25 protein-coding genes and 1 pseudogene are annotated in these 25,654 nt (G+C 53.3%); 5 read left to right on the top strand and 21 right to left on the bottom strand.

What is annotated here, in order from left to right:
- The 15 genes and pseudogenes from VLV32_10540 to VLV32_10470 form a co-directional block, all read right to left on the bottom strand.
- Positions 1 to 410: hypothetical protein (locus VLV32_10540; GenBank protein ID HUL42322.1), on the bottom strand; the 410-nt coding region annotated here is incomplete at its 3' end.
- 144 nt (positions 411 to 554) lie between these two features.
- Positions 555 to 1,319, bottom strand: a complete 765-nt coding sequence (locus tag VLV32_10535; GenBank protein ID HUL42321.1) for a TatD family hydrolase — start codon at positions 1,317 to 1,319, stop codon at positions 555 to 557.
- A gap of 23 nt (positions 1,320 to 1,342) precedes the next feature.
- Positions 1,343 to 1,714, bottom strand: coding sequence for a PilZ domain-containing protein (locus tag VLV32_10530; GenBank protein HUL42320.1), 372 nt, complete (start codon positions 1,712 to 1,714; stop codon positions 1,343 to 1,345).
- An 8-nt stretch (positions 1,715 to 1,722) separates the two neighbouring features.
- Positions 1,723 to 2,739, bottom strand: a complete 1,017-nt coding sequence (gene holB, locus VLV32_10525; GenBank protein HUL42319.1) for a DNA polymerase III subunit delta' — start codon at positions 2,737 to 2,739, stop codon at positions 1,723 to 1,725.
- Positions 2,736 to 3,368 carry a dTMP kinase gene (gene tmk / locus VLV32_10520; GenBank protein ID HUL42318.1) on the bottom strand — a complete coding sequence of 211 codons (633 nt, stop codon included), beginning with the start codon at positions 3,366 to 3,368 and terminating at the stop codon, positions 2,736 to 2,738. Before tmk ends, holB begins: the two co-directional genes overlap by 4 nt.
- A gap of 3 nt (positions 3,369 to 3,371) precedes the next feature.
- On the bottom strand, positions 3,372 to 4,403 hold the full coding sequence (mltG, locus tag VLV32_10515; GenBank protein HUL42317.1) for an endolytic transglycosylase MltG: 1,032 nt from the start codon (positions 4,401 to 4,403) through the stop codon (positions 3,372 to 3,374).
- Positions 4,387 to 5,232 carry an aminodeoxychorismate lyase gene (gene pabC, locus VLV32_10510; GenBank protein ID HUL42316.1) on the bottom strand — a complete coding sequence of 282 codons (846 nt, stop codon included), beginning with the start codon at positions 5,230 to 5,232 and terminating at the stop codon, positions 4,387 to 4,389. The genes mltG and pabC overlap by 17 nt, the downstream gene beginning before the upstream one ends.
- Positions 5,233 to 5,279: 47 nt before the next feature.
- Positions 5,280 to 6,518, bottom strand: coding sequence for a beta-ketoacyl-ACP synthase II (fabF, locus tag VLV32_10505; protein HUL42315.1), 1,239 nt, complete (start codon positions 6,516 to 6,518; stop codon positions 5,280 to 5,282).
- 36 nt (positions 6,519 to 6,554) lie between these two features.
- On the bottom strand, positions 6,555 to 6,791 hold the full coding sequence (gene acpP / locus VLV32_10500) for an acyl carrier protein (protein HUL42314.1): 237 nt from the start codon (positions 6,789 to 6,791) through the stop codon (positions 6,555 to 6,557).
- A gap of 134 nt (positions 6,792 to 6,925) precedes the next feature.
- Entirely contained in the window at positions 6,926 to 7,669 is a 744-nt protein-coding gene (fabG, locus tag VLV32_10495) for a 3-oxoacyl-ACP reductase FabG (GenBank protein ID HUL42313.1), read from the bottom strand.
- Between the two features lie 34 nt (positions 7,670 to 7,703).
- Entirely contained in the window at positions 7,704 to 8,633 is a 930-nt protein-coding gene (fabD, locus tag VLV32_10490) for an ACP S-malonyltransferase (GenBank protein ID HUL42312.1), read from the bottom strand.
- Positions 8,634 to 8,641: 8 nt separating this feature from the next.
- A complete protein-coding gene (locus VLV32_10485) occupies positions 8,642 to 9,598 on the bottom strand; it encodes a beta-ketoacyl-ACP synthase III (protein ID HUL42311.1) in 957 nt (318 codons plus the stop codon).
- Positions 9,599 to 9,621: 23 nt separating this feature from the next.
- Positions 9,622 to 10,614: pseudogene (plsX, locus tag VLV32_10480) on the bottom strand (phosphate acyltransferase PlsX).
- 39 nt (positions 10,615 to 10,653) lie between these two features.
- Positions 10,654 to 10,833 (bottom strand): 50S ribosomal protein L32, encoded by a 180-nt coding sequence (rpmF, locus tag VLV32_10475; GenBank protein HUL42310.1) that lies wholly within the window; start codon positions 10,831 to 10,833, stop codon positions 10,654 to 10,656.
- A gap of 12 nt (positions 10,834 to 10,845) precedes the next feature.
- The gene (locus VLV32_10470; GenBank protein ID HUL42309.1) at positions 10,846 to 11,343 is read right to left on the bottom strand and encodes a YceD family protein; all 498 of its coding nucleotides are present in this window, start codon (positions 11,341 to 11,343) and stop codon (positions 10,846 to 10,848) included.
- A gap of 61 nt (positions 11,344 to 11,404) precedes the next feature.
- Between VLV32_10470 and VLV32_10465 the strand changes: the two genes are divergently transcribed.
- Both VLV32_10465 and VLV32_10460 read left to right on the top strand, forming a co-directional pair.
- Positions 11,405 to 11,983 carry a Maf family nucleotide pyrophosphatase gene (locus VLV32_10465; GenBank protein HUL42308.1) on the top strand — a complete coding sequence of 193 codons (579 nt, stop codon included), beginning with the start codon at positions 11,405 to 11,407 and terminating at the stop codon, positions 11,981 to 11,983.
- Entirely contained in the window at positions 11,984 to 12,691 is a 708-nt protein-coding gene (locus tag VLV32_10460; protein HUL42307.1) for an SAM-dependent methyltransferase, read from the top strand.
- Here the strand turns inward: VLV32_10460 and VLV32_10455 are convergent.
- Both VLV32_10455 and VLV32_10450 read right to left on the bottom strand, forming a co-directional pair.
- The gene (locus VLV32_10455; protein HUL42306.1) at positions 12,688 to 13,635 is read right to left on the bottom strand and encodes a S49 family peptidase; all 948 of its coding nucleotides are present in this window, start codon (positions 13,633 to 13,635) and stop codon (positions 12,688 to 12,690) included. The two genes, VLV32_10460 and VLV32_10455, sit on opposite strands and share 4 nt — an antisense overlap.
- A gap of 345 nt (positions 13,636 to 13,980) precedes the next feature.
- Positions 13,981 to 14,925 (bottom strand): RluA family pseudouridine synthase, encoded by a 945-nt coding sequence (locus VLV32_10450; protein ID HUL42305.1) that lies wholly within the window; start codon positions 14,923 to 14,925, stop codon positions 13,981 to 13,983.
- A gap of 348 nt (positions 14,926 to 15,273) precedes the next feature.
- Here VLV32_10450 and VLV32_10445 point away from each other — a divergent pair, with 348 nt between their 5' ends.
- Both VLV32_10445 and VLV32_10440 read left to right on the top strand, forming a co-directional pair.
- Positions 15,274 to 17,688 (top strand): Rne/Rng family ribonuclease, encoded by a 2,415-nt coding sequence (locus VLV32_10445; GenBank protein ID HUL42304.1) that lies wholly within the window; start codon positions 15,274 to 15,276, stop codon positions 17,686 to 17,688.
- A 24-nt stretch (positions 17,689 to 17,712) separates the two neighbouring features.
- Positions 17,713 to 18,321 carry a MarC family protein gene (locus VLV32_10440; protein HUL42303.1) on the top strand — a complete coding sequence of 203 codons (609 nt, stop codon included), beginning with the start codon at positions 17,713 to 17,715 and terminating at the stop codon, positions 18,319 to 18,321.
- A 5-nt stretch (positions 18,322 to 18,326) separates the two neighbouring features.
- On the opposite strand, the gene VLV32_10435 is transcribed toward VLV32_10440, so the two are convergent.
- Both VLV32_10435 and VLV32_10430 read right to left on the bottom strand, forming a co-directional pair.
- A complete protein-coding gene (locus VLV32_10435; GenBank protein HUL42302.1) occupies positions 18,327 to 18,827 on the bottom strand; it encodes a low molecular weight protein-tyrosine-phosphatase in 501 nt (166 codons plus the stop codon).
- Positions 18,828 to 18,867: 40 nt separating this feature from the next.
- On the bottom strand, positions 18,868 to 19,293 hold the full coding sequence (locus tag VLV32_10430) for a hypothetical protein (GenBank protein HUL42301.1): 426 nt from the start codon (positions 19,291 to 19,293) through the stop codon (positions 18,868 to 18,870).
- Positions 19,294 to 19,612: 319 nt separating this feature from the next.
- Between VLV32_10430 and VLV32_10425 the strand changes: the two genes are divergently transcribed.
- A complete protein-coding gene (locus VLV32_10425) occupies positions 19,613 to 20,914 on the top strand; it encodes a di-heme oxidoredictase family protein (GenBank protein HUL42300.1) in 1,302 nt (433 codons plus the stop codon).
- Positions 20,915 to 21,024: 110 nt separating this feature from the next.
- On the opposite strand, the gene VLV32_10420 is transcribed toward VLV32_10425, so the two are convergent.
- Together VLV32_10420 and VLV32_10415 are read right to left on the bottom strand one after the other, a co-directional pair.
- Positions 21,025 to 22,101 carry a trypsin-like peptidase domain-containing protein gene (locus tag VLV32_10420; GenBank protein ID HUL42299.1) on the bottom strand — a complete coding sequence of 359 codons (1,077 nt, stop codon included), beginning with the start codon at positions 22,099 to 22,101 and terminating at the stop codon, positions 21,025 to 21,027.
- 215 nt (positions 22,102 to 22,316) lie between these two features.
- On the bottom strand, positions 22,317 to 25,538 hold the full coding sequence (locus VLV32_10415) for a multidrug efflux RND transporter permease subunit (protein HUL42298.1): 3,222 nt from the start codon (positions 25,536 to 25,538) through the stop codon (positions 22,317 to 22,319).
- Positions 25,539 to 25,654: the final 116 nt, after the last annotated feature.

Here is a 25,654-nt window from a genome sequence, read left to right as displayed (position 1 = left end):
GTAAAATCGTAAGACCCACCAACCATCCGCCCCATGCTGTAGAAACTGTAAGCAATCAACAACGCGTTACAAGCAATTAGCAAAATTACCATGAAATAACCTAAATGCCGCCCTTTTATGCGACAGAAGATGGCTGTGGGTTCCGCTATTGCCCCCTCTGCGCCCCCATTATATTTGTCCATTGCTTTAGAGTCCTGCCTCATCAGCAAACATATAAAGACAAGCAGTATGGTCCCGACAAGCAATAGTAGTAATCCCAGAAGCTCCTTAGATAAGAATCGGTGGTAGCTGAACCAAATGTGATACCAGCCTGCAAGCACCGCAACCTCTATCGCTGAAGCGGTCTGTATACGGCTCCAAAAAAGCCTGCTTTCTTCATGCCAGCCTTTCACTGCGCTATGTAAGTCCATATAGCCCCCTTTGTTGACGACATTGCTTATTATTTGTTACACGTAACATGCCTCCCCTCAGCAGGAAACCTTTGGCAGACCTCGGACTGCCGAAATAAATTAGTCAGCGACGCTATAGGTCAAACAGGTAGATGTGGGTGAGATTTAGTGGAGCCTGAAAAGCTGAAAAAAGTTTTTTGTGGTCGCGGCGCCAACCTCGTCCACTGACAAATGGCGAAGCCGGGCAATTTCCTCCGCCACATGCCGCACAAACGCAGGTTCGTTGATCTTGCCACGAAATGGAACCGGCGCCAAATATGGGGAATCGGTTTCGATCAGCATGCGCTCAAGCGGCACTTTCTCAGCCACTTCCCGAACCTTGGCAGCATTCTTAAAGGTAACGATTCCCGAAAACGAAATATAGAAACCCATAGCCATAGCAGCCTGGGCAGTTTCCCAAGTTCCGGTAAAGCAATGCATGACACCGCCGATTTCGCCTGCTCCTTCTTCCTGCATGATTTGGAGCGTATCGTTGGCGGCCTCGCGCATATGGATAATGAGAGGCTTGCCCGCTTGCTTGGCAGCCCGTATGTGGTTACGGAAGCGCTGTTTTTGCCATTCGAGGTCCCCTTTCAGCCGGTAATAATCCAGACCCGTTTCACCAATGGCGATGACTTTAGGGTGATTTGTCCGGGCTAACAGCTCTTCAACCTCGACCTCCCCTTCCTGCTCATAATCGGGGTGGACACCGACTGAGGCATAGATATTGGAATATTGCTCGGCGAGTGCCCGGACCTGCGGAAACTCCGGGAAATTGACCGCCACACACAACGCGTGACTAACCTGATTGTCGTGCATTTTTGCCATAACTTCGCCGACCCTACCGGCGAGTTCTGGAAAATTGATGTGACAGTGCGAATCAATAAACATCCTGAATGCAGGACTGGATTGATTCACATCGTATGCGTAGGCCGGCTGGAATGCAGATATCCGCCTAGCAAGCTTTCTATTTTCATACGCGCCGCGGCGCCACTTTCGTCATTGTTGAATTGCACGCCTACGCCTTGGACTTTGTTGCCTTGTGTTCCCGCGGGTGTGATCCATACGACCCGTCCCGCAACCGGCAACTTATTGGGATCGCCCAAGAGATGCAAAAGCATGAAGACCTCATCACCAATGCGATAGTTTTTGTTGGTTGGGATAAAAATGCCGCCGCCCTTCAATGCGGGCATATACGCGGCATACAAGGCGGATTTCTCTTTAATATTCAAGGAGAGTATGTCGGGCCTGGATTCCGCTGCTTGTACTTTTTGTGTATCGCTCATAAGTCCCCCTACGCATTAAACACTGATCTACAATAGGATATAGCCAATTGCTCCACTACCAGCCGCGAATTTAACGGATGGTGTAGCGTGCGCTGCGCCGCCAGGAGCTCACGGTAATAACGCATCAAGCGCAATGCGTTTGTGCTTGCGGACAGATTGCGCACCGTTTCCGTAAAATCCAAATGGTAACGGACCTCACCGGTAAATTTGCAGTAGACCAAATCGCAAATCCACTTTTGCAGCCAGTTTATGACATCCGAGAGCGGGTATTCGCAGGCAGTTTCCGCAAGAGAAATGGGGTCTTGATTGGCCGCAACGATGCCCCGCAAAAATTCTCTGCGTTGCTCGGGATTTGTTCCGTTGGCGATTTCCAGCGCCGCAAGCGGCGCGTAACCGCCTTGCGCAAGGGCGATTTCATATTCAGCGATAGCTTGTTGCGCCAACCAATTTTGTGCTACTTCCCGGGTTGGAACCGGCATCGCAACACTGCGGCAACGGCTGACTATGGTTGGCAACAAGCGCTGCGGTCTATGAGATACAAGAATGAACACTGTATTAGCAGGAGGTTCTTCCAGGGTCTTCAGTAAAGCGTTTGCCGCATGTAGATTCATCGCCTCGGCCGGATGAATCAGAATGACTTTATAGCCGTTTCGATGACTGCTAAGGTTAATAAAATCGTCCAGCCCACGTATCTGTTCGATTTCAATCTGGTTACCCTCTTTTTTTTCTTCGTTTTTGGGTCTTTCTTCGGATTCGTGCGTTTCTGTCCCCTCGCCGTAGGCCGCTGGCTGCACCAAGCGAAAGTCCGGATGATTACCCTTTGCGAACCATAAACATCCTTGGCACTTACCGCATGGGGCGCCAGATGCCACCCGGTCTTCGCACAGCAGGTATTGCGACAATGCGCGTGCAAAATCCAGTTTGCCGATGCCTCTACGGCCTTTCAGGAGTAGCGCATTAGGTTGGCCGCGGCCGGATGAAACGAGTTCTTTCCACGTTTCTTTTTGCCACTGATATACGTTCATAAACAAATCGATGTAATTAGTTGTTTAAGTTGTTTCTTAACATTGTCTTGCGTATCTGCAGCATTGATGACACGAAATCGCTTTGGAAACCGGGCAGCCCGTCTAAGGTATGCAGTCCGCACGTTCTCAAAGAACATTTCGTGTTCGCGCTCAAAGCGATCAAATCGGGTACTTTGAGAAAGTCGTTGTCTGCATATTGCAGCAGGCGCGTCGAAAAGCAAAGTAACGTCCGGTTGCAGGCCTTGGTCAATCCATCCTTCCAAGACTTCGAGTTTCGTTGCGGACACGCCCCTGCCCCCGCCTTGATAGGCAAAACTCGCGTCACTAAAACGGTCGGAGACGACCCACGCTCCGCGTGTTAATGCGGGAAGGATGACTTTATCAAGATGTTCACGACGCGCCGCAAATATGAGCAGTGTTTCGGTTTCAGGGTGCATGGCCTGTTTAAGCAGAACTTCTCTTAGCATTTCACCGACCGGTGTACCGCCCGGCTCGCGAGTAACCACCACATCGGGTTGGTACGCGCGCAGTTCAGCAGCGATCCAGGGCAAGTGAGTGCTTTTGCCCGCGCCGTCCAATCCTTCGAGAGTGATAAATTTCCCCCTGAGTTTTGGATCTGCTGAACTCAATCGTCATTTTCCGTTATGTTGGTTGCGATGGCCGCTTTTTTGATATTTTGTCACGGCGCGGTTGTGTTCCTCGAGCGAGTTCGAAAATATCGTCGTGCCGTCACCCCTTGAAACAAAGTAAAGGGCCTTGCTATTGGCCGGATGGAGGGCGGCTTCGATCGATGCAAGTCCCGGCAAAGCTATAGGCGTGGGCGGCAATCCTTCTCGGGTATAGGTGTTATATGTGGTATCCCCGGTCAAATCCCGCTTGCGCAGGTTGCCGTCGAATTTATCGCCCATACCATAAATCACGGTGGGATCCGCCTGCAACTTCATGCCCAATTTCACGCGGTTAATTAAAACTGCCGCAACCATACTTCGGTCGGTGGATCGACCGGTTTCCTTTTCGACGATGGAAGCGATGATCAGGACTTGGTAGGGATCTGAAAACGGTAAATTCTCGGCGCGCGTCTCCCACGCTGCGGCAAGGTTGTACTTCATGGTCCGATATGCGCGTTTAAGTATCGTGAGATCGCTCACGCCGCTGGTAAAGAAATAGGTGTCCGGGAAAAACAGCCCCTCTGCCGACGTTTCAGTGGCGCCAATACGCTTCAAAATTTCCTGCTCACCCATGTTAACGCTGTCGTGCTTGATATCCAGATCCTTATTCAGCGCTTCGCGCAATTGATTAAATGTCCAACCTTCGATGAAGGCTATTTCCCGCAACGTAACGTCGCCCTGGGTGAGCTTGCCGAGCAACCGGTAAGGGCTCAGATCGCGTGCAAGCTCATAACTGCCGGCTTTTATTTCTCCCGCTTTTCCCAATACCCTTCCCAAAATAACGAAACTCCACGGGTGGTCTAGTACTCCGATTTCAGTCAGTTGTTTTGCCACGCTGCGCAAACTGGAACCTTGCTTCAAACTGAATTGTAACGGCGTGCGGGGCAATTGCAGAGGTGTATTCGCATAATAAAGCAGCCAGGCTGATGACGTGGCGAAAACAGCCAATGCGAGAAGCAACAGGACTTTAGTTAAGCGCTTAATCACGGGGTTCATCAAGCCATTGTCTGACTGTCGGTGTAAACTCGCCTTTTTTCCAGCGGATGTTCCCTATTTCGCCGACCTGCCACACGCCGATCACGCTGTTGGTAAGAAATATTTCATTTGCTTGCAATAGCTCCTCCAATGAAATATGGCGCTCAATACAAGGTATGCCCGAGACGGCCGCCCGCTCCATAACCCGTTTGCGTTGCACGCCCGCAACGCCACAACGGGTAAGTTCAGGCGTCCACAATTCATTAGCTTTGAACATAAACACATTAGTCATAGTTCCGCCGATTACAAATTCTTCACTGTCGAGAAGTAGCCCCTCCGCAATGGATGCGTCATTCCATTCTTGCCTGGCCATTACATTCTCGAGTCGGTTAAGGTGCTTGATACCGGCAAGACGCGGCTGCAAACTCAATTTTAAATCGCATATCCGCAAGCGTACCCCCTGCTCATAATAACTTGCCGGAAAGTCGGGAACCGGGCTCGTCATGACGATGCGCGTAGGCTGCATTTCACTGGTCACACGGTAGCCTCGCGCGCCTGAACCGCGAGTGACAATGATTTTCAGCACACAATCGGGCGCTATGGACGCAACTTGCTCGAGCTCCTTGCTTAGATCGGCATAGCTTGGGCAACGCAGTCCGAGCATCCTGCAATCGTCCTGAAGCTTCTGAAAGTGGCGCCTCCAGCAAATTGCTTTCCCAGCATTAATACGCAATGTGCGGAATACCCCGTCACCATAGGCGAGCCCACGGTCACATACATCTACAAGATCGGTTTGACGACCGTTTACCAGCACCATAGGTTCGGCATCGAGCCCGCGGCTCCGGAGCAAGAAAGGAACGCCCGCAGTTTAACCGAAAGCCGCGAAATACGGGGTGGCTAGGTTTTAAGGAATATCAAAGTCCCGTTGGTTCCACCGAAGCCAAAGGAGTTTGACAATGCGACTTGCATTTTCATGTTGCGCGCAGTATTGGCAACGTAATCCAGGTCGCACTGCGGATCCTGCTCAAATATATTGATCGTTGGGGGGGCAATTTGGTGATACAGGCCTAAAACCGTATAAACCGCCTCCACTCCTCCGGCGGCGCCCAGCAGGTGGCCGGTCATGGATTTGGTGGAACTGATGGCGAGCTTTCTCGAATGATCGCCAAAGCATCGTTTGACCGCCACGGTTTCGGCGATATCGCCCAGCGGCGTAGACGTGCCATGGGCATTGATGTAATCAACTTGATCGGAGTTGATGCCCGCGTTCCGCAAAGCGTTGACCATGCAGCGCGCCGCGCCGTCGCCGTCTTCACACGGCGCGGTTATGTGATGAGCATCCGCGCTCATGCCAAAGCCGACGAGTTCGGCGTAAATGCGGGCACCCCGTTTTTTCGCAAATTCCATTTCCTCCAGCACTACAACGCCCGCCCCCTCTCCCAGCACGAAACCATCGCGCCCAACGTCCCATGGCCTGCTTGCGGTAGCGGGATCGTCGTTTCTCGAGCTGAGGGCCTTGGCCGCCGCAAAACCACCGATGGCTAGTTCAGTCACCGTAGATTCGGCACCGCCCGCAATCATAATGTCGGCATCGCCGTATTCAATCAGCCGCGCTGAGTCACCCACACAATGCGTGGCCGTGGTACATGCGGTGACGATAGCTAAATTCGGTCCCTTCAGGCCAAACATGATGGAGAGATTGCCGGATATCATGTTGATGATAGTGCCCGGAATAAAAAACGGCGAGACCTTGCGAGGACCACCTTTCAGCAATGCGCGGTGATTGTCTTCGATCAGGGGCAGCCCCCCTATGCCGGACCCTATATTGACACCAATGCGCTCTGCATTTTCCGGAGTGATATCGATGCCGGAATCTTTGATTGCCTCGATGCCTGCCGCCAGTCCTAAATGGATGAATCTATCCATCCGCCGGATTTCTTTGGCGGCGATATATCGGCCTGGGTCAAAACCCTTTACTTCACCTGCAATTTGACAACTGAGCGCTGATGGATCAAATCGAGTAATCCTGGTGATCCCCGACTTTCCTGCAACGATGTTTTTCCAATTATCTGTAACACCGATTCCGACAGGAGATACAACGCCGAGGCCGGTAACGGCAACTCTCCGTCTGGACAAGTTTGCTCCAGGTGCAAAAGGTTTAGGACGTGGAAATCAGTTTAGGTGGGTCTTGATGTATTCTATGGCTTGCTGTACGGTCGTGATTTTCTCCGCTTCTTCATCCGGGATTTCACATTCAAATTCCTCCTCCAGCGCCATTACCAGCTCCACCGTATCCAGCGAATCGGCGCCAAGATCATCCACGAATGACGATTCGCTCTTGACCTCAGCTTCGTTAACACCCAGTTGCTCGGCAACAATCTTCTTAACGCGCTGTTCTACGTTTTCCATCTAAATCCCCCTCCGTTTCTGTGGTGTTGAGGAATCTGAACCTAATCACTGCTCAATCTAGTATCGCTTTTTTTACAAACTGTCGCATTTTACCAAATTTGCGCTGATTATAAAATTACAATTAAAAGGCTCATTTAATCCATGTACATGCCGCCGTTGACGTGGATCGTGCTGCCGGTGATATATTCCGCTCTGGAAGATGCCAGAAACGCGACTGCGGCAGCAACATCTTCTGCTCGGCCGAACCGTCCTAACGGCACAAGCTGGGTAAGAGCCTGCCGCTGGGCCTCGCTCAGTGCCCGTGTCATGTCGGTGTCGATAAAGCCGGGTGCAACGCAGTTGACCGTGATATTCCGGCTTGCCACTTCGCGCGCCAGCGCTTTGCTAAAGCCTGAGACTCCCGCTTTCGCGGCGGCATAATTGGTTTGCCCTGCATTGCCCATCGTCCCTGCAACCGAAGTGATATTGATGATCCGCCCATAGCGGGCCTTTACCATCGCGTGCAATACGGCTCGGCATAATCTGAATACCGATTTTAAGTCGGTGGACATGATTTGGTCCCACTCGTCGTCCGTCATTCGCAGCAAAAGATTATCGCGGGTAATGCCGGCATTGTTCACAAGGATTGAAATAGCTCCATAATCGCGCTGTATTTCCGCCACCAGCCGCTGGATTTTGTCGCCCTCGTTAACATTCAAAACGACCCCCCGACCCCGCATACGGTTTGCGGCAAGGTAACTGTTGATGGATTCAGCGCCGTTTGCGCTGGTCGCAGTGCCGATTACCGTTGCTCCTTGCCCGCCAAGTTCGACGGCAATTCCTTGGCCAATGCCGCGGCTTGCGCCGGTGACTAACGCAATTTGCTTATCCAGCATCATCGAGTTGCTCAATTAGATCCCCGACTACAACACCCTATACCATCACGGTCAAACCCTGTTTTAGGCTGGTAGTGTCAACCAATGCCGTCATTCCCAGGTTTGCTGCTATACGCTTATTCAGTCCGGTCAAAACTTTGCCCGGTCCACATTCGGCGACATAGGTAATGCCATCCCGCATTAAAGCTTGAATGGTTTTAACCCAATGCACCGGATTATAAAGCTGCCGCACCAAGGCATCCTTGATCGTGTCTGGCTGTAAATGAGTGCCGAGATCCGCATTTTGCATCACTGGAACTCGCGGCTTGGTAAATGTTACAGATTCCAAGCGCTGTTTAAGCTGGTTCGCGGCTTCACGCATCAGGGAACAATGGGACGGCACACTCATTGGTAGCAGTACTGCGCGCTTCGCGCCTTTGGCTTTGGCCGTCTCTATACCTCGCAGTACTGCCGATTTATGGCCTGCAATCACCACTTGTCCCGGCGAGTTGAAATTCACCGTCTCCAACACTTCGCCACGCGCCGCCTCAAGGCATACGGAGCGCACCTGTTCATCCTCCAATCCCAGGATCGCGGCGATCCCGCCCGTGCCGTCAGGTACCGCCCGTTGCATAATTTCAGCCCGAAAACGCACCAACGGTAACGCATCGACAAAAGATATCGCGCCACTCGCTACCAGGGCAGAGTATTCCCCCAAACTGTGGCCCGCCAGCAACACCGGCTCCGCGCCCTGCAGCTGTTCCCAAGCCCGGTACACTGAAACGCCGGCTACCAGCATCAGTGGCTGCGTATTCACCGTTAAATTCTGCTCCGATTCCGGACCGTTCTCGGCAAGAATCCACATATTTTGATTCAGGATATTTGACGCTTCTTCAAAAGTCCTGCGCACCGCGGGTAAATCCGAATAACCGCGCATCATGCCCACCGATTGCGAACCTTGCCCTGGAAATACGAACGCAAACCTCATGCTGGTCCTCACCAACGCAAAAGCACTGAACCCCAAGTAAACCCGCCACCGACTGCTTCCATCAAAATAAGTTCTCCGGCCTTGATGCGCCCGTCCTTAACTGCGTCATCCAGTGCCAAGGGAATTGAAGCTGAAGACGTATTTGCATGACGGTCGACTGTAACGATGACCCGATCCATGCTCAAACCCAGCTTCTTTGCGGTAGCCTGGATGATACGTATATTTGCCTGATGAGGAATTAGCCAGCTTACATCGCTTTTTTTAAGATTGTTTGCTGCCAAAGTTTCGTCCACCATTTCGCTCATGACCTTGACAGCAAATTTGAACACGGCATTGCCGTCCATCACCACGTGCGGGTTGCCCGTTACTTTACCGTCGGCAATGCTTCCCGGTACCGCAAGCTGCTGGTGGTAGCTTCCATCCGCATGAAGATGAGTGGAGATAATCCCAGGCACGTTACTTTGGTTCACGACCACCGCGCCGGCGCCATCACCGAACAAGACGCATGTGCCGCGGTCCGACCAATCGAGGATGCGTGAATACACTTCTGCGCCGACAACCAAGCCGCAGCGGGATTTTCCCGAGCGAATAAACAAATCAGCAGTGGCCAGTGCATACACAAAACCGCTGCATACGGCTTGGATGTCAAACGCCGCGCAGGTTTTAATGCCCAGCTTGGCCTGCAGGATGCAAGCGGTGCTGGGAAAAATCATATCCGGAGTGCTGGTTGCGACGATAATCAGATCAATGTCGTCGGACCTTACGTGTGCCGCCTGCATGGCTTTCCTGCTGGCATGAAAGGCGAGGTCGCTCGCCTTTTCGTTCTCTGCCGCGATACGCCGCTGGCGGATCCCCGTACGGCTAAAAATCCACGCATCCGAAGTGTCAACGATGGCCTCGAGATCGTGGTTGGTGATTATTTTTTCGGGCAGATAACTGCCACAACCTGCGATTCGCGAATACATCAGGGGTGCCCTACATGAATCACCGCCATGCGTTCGCTAATATGCCGCAGAACACCGTTCCGAACCTCTTCTGCAGCCCGCATGACCGCATATTCAAATGCAAAGGTGTCGGCAGAGCCATGACTTTTCACCACGATGCCGCGCAGACCCAGCAGGCTGGCGCCATTGTATCGCCGATGGTCGACGCGACGCTTGAAGGCATTGAACACCGGAAGCGCAATCAATCCCGTCAGGCGGTTGAATATATTGCGCTTGATTTCACGTCGCAGAAATGTGGACAGCATTTGCACCAGCCCTTCAGAGGTTTTGATGGCCACGTTGCCGACGAAACCGTCGCAAACTACAACGTCAGTGGTCCCCTTGTAAATGTCGTCGCCCTCGATGTTGCCGTAAAAGTTAAGGCCGCTGTTGCGCAGCAGTTCCGCAGCCTGCTTAACCACCTCGCTCCCTTTAATGTCTTCTTCTCCGACGTTGAGCAGTCCGACGCTGGGTTTTGCAATATGCCCGACCGCCGACATCAATGTCGATCCCATAATTGCAAATTGCAGCAATTGCTGGGGGGTGCATTCAACATTTGCACCCAAGTCGAGCATGCAGGTACGCCCCTGTAGTGTGGGAAGGATGGACGCGATCGCCGGACGCTCGATGCCTGGCAGGGTCTTAAGCACAAATCGGGAAATCGCCATCAGTGCGCCTGTATTGCCCGCGCTGACGCAGGCCTGAGCTTCACCACACTTTACAAGATCTACCGCCACACGCATCGAAGAGTCCCTTTTGCCGCGCAGCGCGAGCGGCGGCGGCTCGTCCATGGTCACTACTTCGCTGGCATGATGGATGCGTAGACGCGGGCTAATCTCGGCATGGGCCAATCGCAGCTCAGGCTCAATAAGCTCGCGCAGCCCCACTAGAATAATGTGGGAATCAGGAGATGTTCGCTGGAATTTTACTGCGGCAGGTACAGTAACGTAGGGCCCATGGTCACCGCCCATGCAATCAATTGCTACCGTGATGTCCATTACCGGTGCTGGCAGAGGAGCGGCAAGAAATGAATACGACTATTCGCCCTTGCCGGGCATTACTTTTTTTCCGCGGTAATAGCCGTTGGGGCTGATATGGTGGCGCAAATGCACTTCCCCTGTCGTCGGCTCGACCGCCAGCGGCGGGTTTGCCAAAAAATCATGGGCGCGGTGCATGCCGCGTTTGGACGGAGACTTTTTGTTCTGCTGTACTGCCATAAAAACTCCTCGTTATTTTGTAGATTTTTTCAGCGCTGCGAGAGTCGCAAAAACCGACTGGACATTTTTGCTATTGGCAAAGCTAGCCACGCCACATGCTGCGTCATGCCTGGGTGAAACGGGCAGTTTCAATATAATTTCTTCCTCAAGCAAGGCCAAAACGTTTAGTTCCGTATCGGCCAATATGCAATCTGTACCCTCGCTCTCGTCAGTAATTTCTGGGAATTGCTTTTCATTCTCAATCAGCAAAAGATCTGAAACCAAATCCAAATCATGCTCTAATTTTTCGAGGCAGCGCTGGCACTTGAGGTAAAGTTTGCCTCTGATCGCAAGATGAAGGAGCGATTTTCCGTCGGGGTCGACGGCTCCACTCAACTCGTACTCAATGGGGCCCTGAGTAGAGTACAGATAGTCGCTCAACCGCTCCAATTTCCCGCTTGATATTTTACCACGCAAAACTTCAGCACCGCGTGAAAATTCCAGACTATTGATCATAATCTGTTCAGACATAAGGCGCGCATGTTATTATTTTTGCGGTTCCCTGTCAAAGATATACGAGCATAACTTGAGCATGCCGCTGCTGGTTTTGGCATCGACTTCCCCCTACCGGCGCGAGTTGCTTGAGCGTCTCCTGCTCCCCTTCTCTATTGCGGCACCCGATGTTGACGAGACGCCTTTGCAAGGCGAATTACCTGCGCAAACTGCAACCCGGCTCGCTCAGGCTAAAGCGCTCAAGGTCGGCAGTCAGTGGCCGCGCGCGCTTATCATCGGTTGCGACCAGGTTGCTGCTCTCGATGGGACGCGACTTGGTAAACCTCACACGCGCGAAAACGCGTTTAAGCAGCTGCAATTGATGTGCGGAAAGACCGCAGAGTTCTACACTGCTGTGTGTCTGCTTAACACCACAACGGGCCAAACCCAAACCAAGGTCGTTCATAATCAGGTACGCTTCCGCCGCTTGAGCGATTCCCAGATTGGCAATTACCTGGATAAAGAGCGGGCCTTTAACTGTGCCGGTGGTGCCAAATTGGAAGGATTGGGTATCGCGCTAATCGCAGCGGTGCATGGCGAAGACCCCTGGGCACTGATCGGGTTGCCGCTTATCGCGCTGGTCGAAATGTTGAAAAACGAAGGTGTGGATCCGCTTTAAATGCCTGGTACGCTTTACCTCATCCCCGCGCCGCTTGGGCACAATGATATTTCTTGGGTCGTTCCGCATGGCGTTAAGCGCGTTATTTCCAAGCTCGATTCTTTCATCGTGGAAGACGCGAAAAGCGCGAGACAATGTCTCGCGAGATTGGGCGTTTCCGCGCCGTTGCAAACCATTAAATTCAGTGTTCTCAACGAGCACACGCGGCCTGCCGAGCTAACAGATTTAATTAAACCGTTACTATCGGGAAAGAATCTAGGCTTGATGTCCGAGGCCGGTTGCCCCGCCGTGGCGGACCCCGGTGCAAACTTGATAGCGCTGGCGCATGCCCACGGCATTAGGGTGGTGCCGTTGGTCGGTCCTTCGGCCATATTGCTGGCGCTGATGGCCTCAGGACTGAACGGTCAGCGCTTCGCGTTTCACGGCTATTTGCCGGTTGACAGCGCGGAAAGAGCACGGAAAATCGCGGAACTTGAAAAGGCATCGAAAATCCTCGACCAAACGGAAATTTTCATCGAGGCACCTTATCGCAACGCCAAGTTACTGCAAAGCCTGCTCCATTTCTGCGACAAAGGCACCTTGTTATGCCTTGCCACCGATATTTCGCTCGCAACCGAGAACATCACGACCAAACGTATCGGCGACTGGAAAAGTGCGCCGCCGGACATCAACAAACGGCCCACGGTCTTTTTGCTCTACGCGGGCTAACGCAGGGACCAGCCCGCACTGCCTAACAGCGCCTTGCCCATCGCGCCGCCAAAGTGCCGTGCAAAACGCTCGACAACACTTTCATGCGGCGTGTAATCGACCACCTCTTCTGCCTTAACGACCTCGCGCGCAACATAATCTACGTCACCCAGGCCGTCAGCCAATCCTAGCTTGACGCTTTCCTCGCCTGTCCATACAAGGCCGCTGAACAGGTCTGGAGTTTCCTTTAAGCGTTTACCCCTGCCTTGCCGAACGACCTGAATGAATTGCTGGTGAATCTCGTCAAGCATCTTTTGTGCGTACGCTTTCTGTGCCGGAATTAACGGAGAGAATGGGTCAAGAAAACCCTTGTTTTCCCCCGCGGTAAGTAAACGGCGGTCAATGCCGAGCTTCTGCATTGTTCCGGTGAACCCGAAGCCATCTATCAGCACGCCGATCGAGCCGATGATGCTAGCCTTATTAACAAATATCTTGTCTGCGGCCACCGCAACGTAGTAGCCCCCCGACGCACAGATGTCATCTACGACCACATATATAGGGATATCCGGATATTTCGCTCGTAGCCTACGAATCCCGTCATTTATGTCACCTGCCTGCACGGGACTACCGCCAGGACTGTTGATACGCAGAATAACGCCTTTTGTGTTCTTGTCTTTAAATGCCTGCTGTAACCCGGAAATAATATTCTCGGCGCTGTTATCGGTGTCAGGCGCTATGATCCCATCAAGATCAACGAGCGATGTGTGCTTGCCTGCAAGCGGCACTTCGGTTTTTCCCAGCCAGCCAACTATGAGAAAAAGCATACCAAACAGCCATATAAAGAGGAGTAACTTGAAAAAGATACCCCAATGACGCGCCCTGCGCTGCTCTTGCAGCGCCGAATACGCGAGTTTTTCTATGACTTGGCGTTCCCAGTTGCTGTCAGGGAAATTGTTTTCCGGCATGCCTCAATCCTCTTTGATAAAGACGTAGACCCAGTCGTTCTTCTCATCCAAGACGAACGCGTGTGACATTCTGGTCCAAAGTACCCGACCGCGGTAAAAGAAAATCGAGTAAAACAATTTAAGTATAACCCGGAAGTGTCTCGAAATTCATCCTCATTCGAATCCGCGCGTGCGATTCACTATGTGTTAGCCTCAACGTACTATAATTAGGCAGCGATTGGGGTTAAGGTGTCGGGGCTTGGCGGCTCGGCATACTCTCACCGGCTGGTCCCGTCGCTCGCGAATATTTACCGCGAGTCCCCAATGTTCTCGCTCGCGAATCGCTTCGACATTTGTATGCTGTTATCACATTGGTCGTCCCAGTTCGTCGACAAACTGCTCCAAGTCCGTTGGCAACGGCGCGTCCAGGCGCAAGGCTTGGCCCGTTCTCGGATGTTGGACCACCAACCTGAAGGCGTGCAAGAACATGCGTTTTAGACCCCTTGTCGCCAAAAACCGATTTAACGCAAAATCACCGTATTTGGGGTCACCCAGAATCGGAAATCCCAGGTGCGCAAGATGCGCGCGAATTTGATGGGTACGTCCTGTTTTAAGCTCTGCTTCAAGCAAGCTGAATTCCTGCCAGCTCTTGCGCAGATAAAACAGGGTATGTGCGGCTTGGCCGCGCGGATTCACGGTAACTCGACGCTCGCCGGCGGCCGTCACGTATTTATGCAGTGGAAGTTCGACGCTCTGCTTTTGATTAATCCACCTGCCTTTGACCATCGCGAGATAGCGTTTTTCAACCTGTCCTTCGCGCAACCTTTGGTGGAGTGTAATAAGCGCACTCCTTTTTTTCGCGAGCAGCAATACGCCAGACGTCTCACGGTCGAGCCGATGCACCAATTCTAAAAAAGGAGCTTTGGGCTTGCGCATGCGCAGAAGCTCGACAATCCCGCTGCTGACCCCGCTGCCGCCGTGCACCGCGACACCGGCGGGTTTATTGATGACAAGCAGCACGTCGTCTTCAAACAATACCTCCAGCCGCAGGTTTGGAAACGCATTCCCGGCCTGTTTTACAGGTTTAGCGGTGCGAACAGGCGGCAAGCGTAAAGTGTCGCCGATTTTTAATCGGTAATTCGGCTCGATGCGTTTCCCATTTACGCGGACTTCCCCACTGCGCAGTATCCGGTAAATATGGCTTTTAGGAACTCCTTTTAAAACCTTCGACAAGTAATTGTCGATGCGCTGATTTTCGCTGTCTTCTTCAATGCTCCTGCGCGAAGCCGAAGCTTTACTTAAATCCTTCATTTTGCTTATACTGTGGGCGTTGGTTTAGAGGGCTGGCGCAAAAGGCGTTCATTCAGCCCCATGGTTCAAAGTTAAGTACTTGAACACATTAGATAAACCTGACAGCTGGTTAACTCCGCTCACCAGATTTCAAAGTAGCGCGAGCAAACGAGATACGCGCTCCAAGCAGATTTTCAAGTCCTGACCATTTGGATAAACAGGATTTTACTGACAAACCCGTTGAGTGAATTGTCCGTACGTTAAAGTCAAACCGGAATTATGGCGTGCACATGACGAAGACTCGATACATGGCGTTATTATAACCGCGTAGGGTTTGCCCTGCCCGTGCAGAGCGCGGGAGAGCAGAAAATGAAACGCATGTTGTTTAACGCGACGCAATCCGAGGAGTTGCGCGTCGCGATAGTCGATGGTCAAAAGCTCATTGACCTCGATATTGAATCCGCAGGTAAAGAGCAACGCAAAAGCAATATATACAAGGGTGCGATCACCCGCATTGAACCCAGCTTAGAGGCCGCCTTCGTTGATTACGGCGGCGAACGACATGGGTTTCTACCCTTTAAGGAAGTCGCCCGTTCCTATTTCAAACCCGGAGATAACGTCGACCCGGCGCGTGCGCGCATTCAGGATGCGCTGCGCGAAGGACAAGAACTCATCATCCAGGTGGACAAGGATGAACGCGGGACTAAAGGCGCGGCGCTTACTACCTTTATAAGCCTCGCCGGGCGCTATCTGGTGCTCATGCCCAATAATCCCCGAGGCGGAGGCGTCTCACGACGTGTTGAAGGCGAGGAGCGAAATGAACTGCGAGACTTAATGGCGCAGCTCAACGTTCCCCAAGGCATGAGCATCATCGGCCGGACCGCCGGCATCGGCAGAAGCCTCGAAGAATTGCAATGGGATTTAAATTACCTGTTGCAGTTATGGGAGGCCATAGAAAACGCCGCTAAAAAGGAAAAGGCCCCTTCCCTGATTTACCTGGAAAGCAGTCTCGTTGTCCGCGCCATTCGCGATTATTTCCATCCAGAGATCGGCGAAATTTTAATTGACACTGAGGCTATCTACGATCAAGCAAGGCAGTTCATGAGTCATGTGATGCCGAGCAATGTCGACCGCATTAAGCTTTACAAGGACGATGTGCCGCTATTCTCGCGTTTTCAGATCGAACATCAGATTGAAACCGCGTTTTCGCGTCAGGTTCTCCTGCCCTCCGGTGGTGCCATTGTCATAGATCACACCGAGGCACTGGTATCGATTGATGTGAACTCGGCGCGCGCAACACGTGGAGCTGATATCGAACAGACGGCACTGCATACCAATATTGAGGCGGCTGATGAAATTGCCCGCCAATTGCGGCTGCGAGACTTGGGGGGCTTAATCGTAATCGATTTTATCGATATGGAAATCCAGCGCAATCAGCGCGAAGTAGAGAATCGTTTGCGCGAAGCGCTTCGCTACGACCGCGCACGTGTGCAGATGGGCAAAATCTCGCGTTTCGGCCTAATGGAATTGTCACGCCAACGGCTGCAACCCTCGTTGGGCGAAACCAGCCACATGCCTTGCCCGCGCTGTCACGGCACCGGGCACATCCGCGGAACGGAATCGTCAGCCCTGCACATCCTGAGAATTCTTCAGGAGGAGGCCATGAAAGAGAATAGTGCTGTGATCTACGCCCAGCTTCCGGTCGATGTAGCGACATTCCTGCTTAATGAAAAGCGCTCGGAGATCCACACCATCGAAGCCCGTTTTCGGGTTAGCGTAGTGCTAATCCCGAACATCCATCTGGAAACGCCGAACTATAACGTCTCGCGCTTGCGCCACGACGAAGCTTCACAGGCCGAGCCTGCGGCGAGCTATAAAATGGTCGAAGCACCGATTGCGGAGACCGCGCCTGCGGCCGCGGGACAAGAGGCAAAGCCTCCTCGCCCGCAAGCCGCAGTCCAAGGCATTGCCATAGGCCAGCCCGCCCCGGTCATGCGACCTGGCGGGCGTACGCTTATTACAAAAATTCTCGGATGGTTTAAGGCCGAGGAAAAGGAAAAAGTAGTTGAAAAGCCCAAAATACCTGAGCGCATGCGCGGACGGGGGCGCGAGCGCTTTGAGAAGCGGCAAGCGCAAAAAGAGCGCGCTGAGAGCAAATTTGCGCCAAGGGGAATTCAGCCGCCGCAACGGCAACGCTCGCATGACCGCGCGGACAACCTGCTGCGGCAAAAACAGGTGCAGCAACGGCCTGAGCCGAAATTAGAACCTACTGTGGCAAAACCTGCGAAGCCCGATTTGCCGCAAGACATGGGCGAGTATCGAGGTCGGCGCGGCAGGCGGGGCAGGCGCGACCGGGGCGAGCGTAAAGACGTACAGGCCTCGACGGTACAGCATGTGGCCAAACCGACGTCCACCGCCCCGGTGACATCCGTTTCAGAGCCGGACTATTCAGAATCCAAAAATGCGCCGCCACAGCAAACTGACGAGGTCAGGCCGGCAAACAACATGAGCCTTCCTGTTGAGGTTCAGCAGCCTGCACCTGTTCAGAATGTGCAGGACAATGTGCAAATCAGCGAAGCCCCGACGCCGGCAAAAGTTCTCGCGGAGCTCTATCAATCCGGGGAACCCGGCGAGTTGGTGCAAATCGAAACGAGCCCCGAGAAAGCCGTTATCACGGCAATCGAATCGCAGGATATCGAATCGCCGCATAGGGTGCGGCGCGTCAGACCCGTTCAGATTCTTGGCGACGATGAGCAGCTGGAACAGGTGGAAACGCGCAAGTAGGTTCATATTTCCTTCGGGCGGAGCGTGGACATATCCTTCGTTTCGGCAACGATTCTACTGCTGCTCGTTGTAGACCCGTTTGGCAACATCCCGCTATTCATCGCGGCGCTAGCCAGTACCAAAAGCGCGCGCAGGTCCGGTGTTGTTCTTCGGGAATGTGGCATCGCGTATGTCGTGCTGCTCGCTTTCATGTTTTTCGGTGTATGGTTCATGCGCTTGTTGCAGCTCACAGATGCGTCACTTGGCATTGCTGGCGGCGTAATTTTGTTCCTGATCGCGCTACGCATGATATTCCGGCACCCGGAAGGAATTTTTGGGGAAGGCGTCGGAGGTGAGCCTTTTATCGTGCCGCTAGCCATTCCTTCCATCGCCGGGCCGTCAGCGCTCGCTACTGTGTTGCTCCTAGTGTCAAAAGAGCCTTCGCGAATTATCGAGTGGATCGGGGCGCTTACTCTTGCAATCGGTATTTCTGCACTGGTCCTGGTCTTGGGTGAACGCATCAGCAAGCTCGTCGGAGAACGTGGAATTATGGCGTTTCAGCGCCTGATGGGTTTGATACTGACCGCGATCGCAATACAAATGCTGTTGCAGGGCATAGAAACGTTCGTGCGCCATTTGCAAGAAAGGTTTTGAAAAGATCACTGCCCGTTTGCGGTTTCGGCGGTTAGTTCGCGTCGTATATGATCGAGCAGGCCGATGGCGGCGTTCTCCACCAAATCCAATACCCGTTCGAAGCTGGCGCTGCCACGATGGTATGGATCAGGAATTTCCAGGCCCGGGAATTTGGCGCTGTACTGCATGAACAACCCAAGCTTGCGCAAGTAGTTCGAAGGACAAAGCTCTCTCAGGACCGCCAGATTTCCTTCGTCCATTGCCAGAAGATAATCAAAATATTTGAAATCGTCTCGCCTTACCTGACGCGCGCGCATGCCTTTCATTTCGTACCCTCTGCTTGCAGCAACGCTGCGCGCACGATCGTCGGGTTCCTGCCCGACGTTGAAATCATGAGTCCCGGCTGAATCCACCGTCAGGGAACGGACAAGTCCAGCTTGCTCCGCATAGCGCCTGAACACTACTTCCGCCATTGGCGAACGGCAGATATTACCCGTACAAACAAAAAGAACCCTAACTTTGCGCATCCCGGGCTGCCTTTCCGTCAAGGATCTGCAATCGATTAGTTCAGGCATCGGAATTGCCCCTCGGGGCAATTTGACCGATCAAGCTCGACTCACGTTGATAGAACCCCTGGGTGTGGAAGCTATCCGGCAACTTAAGCAGCTCGTAGTCGAGATGATGGCAAAACTCGTGCATCAATGTCCTAAGGAAAGTTCGAAACGCCACTATTTGCTTGCGCCGCGCAGTTCGCATCCAAACTTCGATTCGCGCCAAATTGCGGCCTCCGGCGACAGTGTACAGTCCATGCAGTTCGCCCCAAGTTCCGTGGGGGCGTGTAGCGTAAACCTTAACTCGCAGTCCGGCGACATCCAGCGCGACAGTCAAACGGTTTAGCAATTGTTGGCAAACAGTTTCCACGTCTCTTGGCCGATCGCGGCTCAGGTTATTTCTAAGATTCACGAGCAACGGATCAAAGCCGGATTCAGGCAAATTTATTGTGGTAACCCGGTCGCTGTTGCGGTAAATTCGCTGTTGCGCCCGATTAAGTCTGCTGTAATATGCGAAAGGCACAGGTCTATAGGTGCGAATTAACAATTAATGCTTCTGTTACACCAATCGGCGCTAAATTACTCAAATACCATTATCAAACGTATTCCTGATCGTATTTTTATCGCCGTGGGTCGAAGCGGCTCACGCGTTGACCGCAGAACCAAAAGTATGTATTTTACCCCCACCGCCTTGCTGCCCGGCAACGAGAAACGGGGCGCGTCATTTACAATGATCCTGTGCTTGAGGAATGAAGCGCCGCATGAGAATAGGGCTGGCATTTACTAGTCTTTATTTTGCTTTCGCTTCCATCGCCGATATGCCCCCGGAAGCACCCACCGGCTTCGATGACAGAAGCAACGGCGTGGTGAACGACGAGACCCACCAGGCCGACCAGGAAAGGTTCGAGGAATTTGATACGGTACAAGACGGTCTGGGCCCTCTCTACAATGCACAGTCCTGTCGCGAATGCCACCAGGATCCGAAATCCGGTGGCGCAAGCCAGGTTACGGAATTACGTGCGGGTCGTCTTGGTCCAGACCATCGTTTCCAAAATCCCAGGATTCCGATTGCCCGTGGGGCCGAAATCATCAGTGGCCGTACGCTGGTGAACGACCGCGCCATCTGTCCTAATGAAAGTTTTCCCACCACAGAAATCCATGAACGAGTGCCGCAATCGGAAAACATTCGTACAACTCGCATCTCACTAAATCTTCTGGGCGACGGGTTCGTCGAGGCCGTCGCCGATAAAACCCTGATTCAACTATCCCGCAAGCAATGTCGAAGCAGCGATGGAGAAATCTGCGGCCAAGTGCTGTGGGTCCCTGTCGTGGAAGCTCCCGGGCATACCGGCGTCGGGCGGTTCGGCTGGAAAAACCAGCATTCCAGTCTCCTATCCTTCTCGGGAGATTCCTACCTGAATGAGATGGGAATCACAAGCAGGTTATTTCCGGACGAGATCACGAACTTGTGCAACACCGTAGGTGAACCGAACAGCACGCCGGATCAGGACGGAATGGATGACGTGGATCATTTTGTCCGTTTCATTCGTTCCACTAAAGCCCCGCCGCGTGACACGGTGCTGGCACGGACACCGAAAGCCAAACGAGGCTCCGTGCTATTCGCAAAAATCGGTTGCGCCACCTGCCACGTGCAAACGCTGCAAACGGCTCCCCCAGGAACGAAAATCAACGGTGGAACGTATACGATTCCTGAGGCCCTGGGAGGAAAGACGTTTCATCCGTTCTCGGACTTTCTGCTTCACGACGTCGGAACGGGCGACGGGATCGTTATGGCTGTTGAAGAACACTACGGCCGTAGTGTTCGAAATATCAAATGGAAAAACTTCTCATTCGAGCGCTTGCAGGCAACGCGAAACAAAGTGCGGACGGCCCCGTTATGGGGCGTAAGATTGCGTACCCGCTTGATGCATGATGGCGCTTCGGTCACATTCGCCGACGCGATTCGCCGCCATCGCGGCGAAGCAAGCGGCAGTTCCAGAAATTTTTATGAGCTTTCCGGCGGAGATCGCGAAGCACTGCTGGATTTCTTGAGATCTCTGTAGGGCAGACGCAATACTGATTATCGAGCCAGATCCCGAACTGCAAGCGGATAATTCAGAGTTATGCAGCGATTTTATTCCGCGCACCCTCTCACCCCGCTCCTTCGACGGCGCTATTTCGGCGTTAATTCTTCGGGGCTTATCGACATCGTTACGATATTGTTTCGGCGCAATACTCTGAGCTCTGCATGCTTGCCTATGCGGTCTTCACTCAACAGTTTATGCAAGTCATCGATTCCTGCAATGGTATTGCTGTCATAGCTGATGATCACATCGCCATCCTGGACTCCCGATTTTTGCGCGGGGCTTTCGGGTTCGACTGCAACGACTAGAATTCCGTTCTCCGAGGAAAGACCGTGAAACCGCACCACCCGCCGCGGAAGCGCTACATTTTGTCCGATCACGCCGACGGAGCCGCGCTTGACCTTGCCGTGTTTTAATAGCTGGGTTACCACTACCTTGGCAGTATTGACCGCGATGGCAAAGCAAATGCCTTGTGCCGGCAAAATGATCGCCGTGTTAATGCCAATGACATCGCCTTTGGAATTTACCAGCGGTCCGCCCGAATTTCCGGGGTTGAGCGCGGCGTCGGTCTGAATCACATCATGAATCAGGCGGCCTGATTGCGCCCGCAACGAGCGCCCCAACGCGCTCACCACGCCAGCGGTCACGCTGCAGTGGAAACCAAGAGGGTTGCCGATGGCAATGGCAAGCTGCCCCACTCTTATTGAGCGGGACTCGCCGAGTTGCGCGGGTAAAAGGTTTGGCGCAGATATCCTAATTACCGCCAAATCCGTGTACGGATCGTCCCCAATAACATCGGCCTGGAACACGCGGCCGTCGGTAAGCACGACGTCTATTTCTGTTGCGCGAGAGGCCACATGGCTGTTGGTCAGTATGAAACCGTCATGTGTGAAAATGACTCCCGACCCGCTGCCCTGGATCCCGTCTCTTGGAGAAACTTTACGAGTTGCGGACGCGTTCTTCTTAACGTCGATTTTCACTACTGACGGACCCACCTTGTCCACGGCCGCAACCACCGCTTGAGAATAAGCATCGAGCAGATCACCATCTCCCGGCGACAGGTCGTGGATGTAATTTCCTTCTTCTTGGGCATTCTCATTCAACATTACTTGCTCAATTTCATACATAGGATATTCCCAATAATGCAAATTAGCGTTGTTCAGCATGGATTAATTTGACTTAGATTGGGTACAAAACTGGAAAATCAATCCGGCAACGTAAAGCCATTGAACAGAAAACAGATACCAATGCGGCGAATACCGAATTACATTTGGCCCATCCCTTGAAATACTGGAACTAACTTGGGACCGGGATTCAACATATTAGCTTTGGCGGAAGTAACGACCGCGATTGCCCGCCGCAAGCAAACCGGCGCGACTCGTTATAGCCTATCCGGCGGGGCTCCCTCGCTGGCGGCGCCTGCCGCCGGAGAATCCGGTTTGGCCTGGGCCGGCATCGCGCTTTGCTTTTTGCGCCGCTCAACAATGGTGCGGATAACCACATAGAAAACCGGTGTCAGAAATATCCCGAAGAACGTGACACCCAACATGCCGCTGAATACCGCCGTGCCGAGCGCCCGGCGCATTTCGGCACCCGCCCCTACTGAAAATACCAGAGGCAGAACACCGAAGATAAAGGCAAAAGAGGTCATCAGTATCGGCCGCAGGCGCAATCGGCTCGCTTCAACCGCGGCATCAAATTGGTTTAAGCCGCGTTCCTGGTGTTGTTTGGCGAATTCGACAATTAAGATTGCGTTCTTGCACGCGAGTCCAACCAGCACCACAAACCCAATTTGGGTGAAGATATTATTATCGAGCCCGCGCAACCATACGCCGGTGATCGCAGACAACAAGCACATGGGCACAATCAGAATTATGGCGAGTGGCAGTGACCAGCTCTCGTACAGAGCCGAAAGCGCCAGAAATACAAACAACACGGACAGCGGAAAGATGATGATGGCGCTGTTGCCTGCAAGAATCTGCTGGAAGATAAGTTCGGTCCACTCCGTGCCGAATTCCTTAGGAAGCTGTTGTTTTGCAAGATTCTCCATAATTTCGATTGCCTGGCCGGAGCTCAAGCTGGGAGCGATGTTGCCATTGAGCTCCGCCGCGGGAAACAGATTGTAGCGCGTGACGCGGTCCGGGCCGGTAACTTCCTTGACCGTCATGAGCGTTCCCAGAGGAACCATTTCACCGGACGCGTTGCGCGTCTTCAGCAAACGGATATCGTCGGCGCTCAAGCGGTACGGCGCATCCGCTTGCACCCGCACTTGATAAGTACGGCCAAAGAGATTGAAGTCATTCACATATAAAGAACCCAAATAAATCTGCAGCGTACTGAAAACATCGCTCAAGGGTACCTGCATGGATTTCGCCTTGACTCGATCTACATCCAGATAAAGCTGGGGCACATTGGCCCGGAAGCTGGTGAACACGCCTTGCAAGCCCGGCTGACGGTTGGCCGCAGCCGCAAGCTTTTCCGCGGCCGCTTGCAGGGCCTGCAGGCCGGCTCCGCCCCGGTCCTGGATTTGCATCTTGAAGCCGCCCAACGTGCTCACTCCGCGCACGGGCGGCGGCAAGAATACACCCACGAATGCATCCTGAATAACGCTCAATTTTTTGCGAAGCACCACCGCAATTTTTTCGCCGGACAGATCGGGATCGTGCTCACGCTCGGCAAACGGCTTCAGCGGCACAAAAATGGTTCCGGTATTTGACGTATTGGCGAAGCTCACGACACCGAAACCCGCGAATTCGACAGTGTTAAGCACACCGGGAGTACCTCGAATAATCGACGACACCCGTTTCAACACGGCGTCGGTGCGGGGAAGCGATGCTGCGTCGGGAAGTTGCGCATAGACAATGAGGTAGCCCTGGTCCTGCGATGGGATGAAGCCAGCAGGTACTCGAGTAAAAGCCAGCCAAGTAGTGCCCAGCAGTCCCGCATAAATGACCAGCATGATTGCGCTCATGCGGATTGCACGGGGGACCAATCGCGTGTAACCATTTCTGCTGTGTTCGAAAGCCCAGTTGAACGAGCGGAAAAACCAGCCGAACGTGCGGTCCAAAAAGCGCGTGAACCAATCTTTTTCTGCACCGTGTGGCTTTAGCAACAGCGCACACAAAGCGGGACTCAGGGTGAGCGAATTGAAGGCCGATATGACGGTGGACACCGCTATGGTCAGCGCAAACTGCCGGTAAAACTGCCCATTTAACCCACTGACGAAAGCTGTGGGCACGAACACTGCAGAGAGCACCACCGCAACCGCAATCACCGGCCCCGCGACTTCATCGATTGCCTTGAACGTTGCCTCCCTGGGCTTAAGCCCAAGTGCAATATTGCGCTCCACGTTTTCCACCACCACTATGGCATCGTCTACCACGATACCAATGGCGAGCACGAGTCCGAATAGCGAAAGATTGTTGAGCGAAAATCCGAGCGCGGCCATGGCGGCAAAAGTACCGATAAGCGAGACCGGCACCGCAAGCAATGGAATTATGGAAGCGCGCCAGGTCTGCAAAAACGTGACGACGACAAACACCACCAAAAGAATGGCGCCGATCAGGGTCTCGATGACCGCTTGGATGGATTCCTGAACGAAAAGGGTGGTGTCATACACCACGCGGTAATCGAGGCCTTTGGGAAAGCGTTCTTTGAGTTTTGCCATGGTGGCGCGTACCGCCTTGGCTGTTTCCAGCGAATTGGTGCCAGGGAGCTGGAAGATCACTAACGCGGCAGCGGGTTTGCCGCCGAGGTAACTGTTTACTGAATAGTCGCGGGCGGCAAGCTCGATGCGCGCGATGTCGCGCAGATAGGTCACCTCGCCGTCATTTCCGGATTTAATAACGATGTCACCGAATTGCTTTTCGGTCCACAGGCGGCCCAAAGTATTGACGCTGAGCTGCAGCTCGCGAGTGTTCGGGCCCGGGGGCTGATTGATAATGCCCGCAGCCACTTGCACGTTTTGTTCGCGGATAGCGTCGACCACATCGCTGGCGGTGAGGTTGCGCTGGGCTACTTTTCCAGGATCAAGCCAAATGCGCATTGCGTAATCACGCGCACCGAACACCAGCACGTCCCCCACGCCGGGAACCCGCGCCAGCACGTCCTTGATCTGCAAATTGGCATAGTTCCCGACGTAAAGCTGGTCATACGTATTGTCGGGAGACAACAAATGCACAACCATGGTGAGATCCGGGGAGCGCTTTTTGGTGGTAATGCCGTTCTGCCGTACTTCGGCAGGAAGTCTGGGTTCTGCTACCGCGACGCGGTTCTGAACCAGTACTTGCGCCTGATTGAGATCGGTTCCGAGATTGAACGTAATCGTGAGGTTCATCTGGCCATCGCTGGTGGACTGCGATGACATGTAAAGCATGTTCTCAACCCCGTTCACTTCCTCCTCAATCGGTGTCGCGACCGTTTGCGCTACCGTAACGGCATTGGCGCCCGGGTAGCTCGCGTTGACCACGATCGTGGGTGGCGCAACATTGGGCAGTTGCGCCACCGGCAGCTGGAACAGCGCAATGGTGCCGACAAGCACGAAAAAAATGGAAAGGACCGCGGCGAAAATCGGGCGGTCAATGAAAAAGTGCGCCAACTTCACTGGCGTGCTCCGGGGTCCTGTTTTTTAGGATCAGATTTTTCGCTCTCTGGCACTGAAGCGCTGCCGTGAGACCCTGTTGCAAGGCTTGCCATGTCGACCTTTTCCGGATTCACTTT

The organism is Burkholderiales bacterium (assembly GCA_035518095.1).
In the GTDB taxonomy this organism is placed as follows: domain Bacteria; phylum Pseudomonadota; class Gammaproteobacteria; order Burkholderiales; family JAHFRG01; genus JAHFRG01.
Note: the sequence above shows the minus strand (reverse complement) of the source record. Positions and strands in the feature narration are given on the sequence as shown.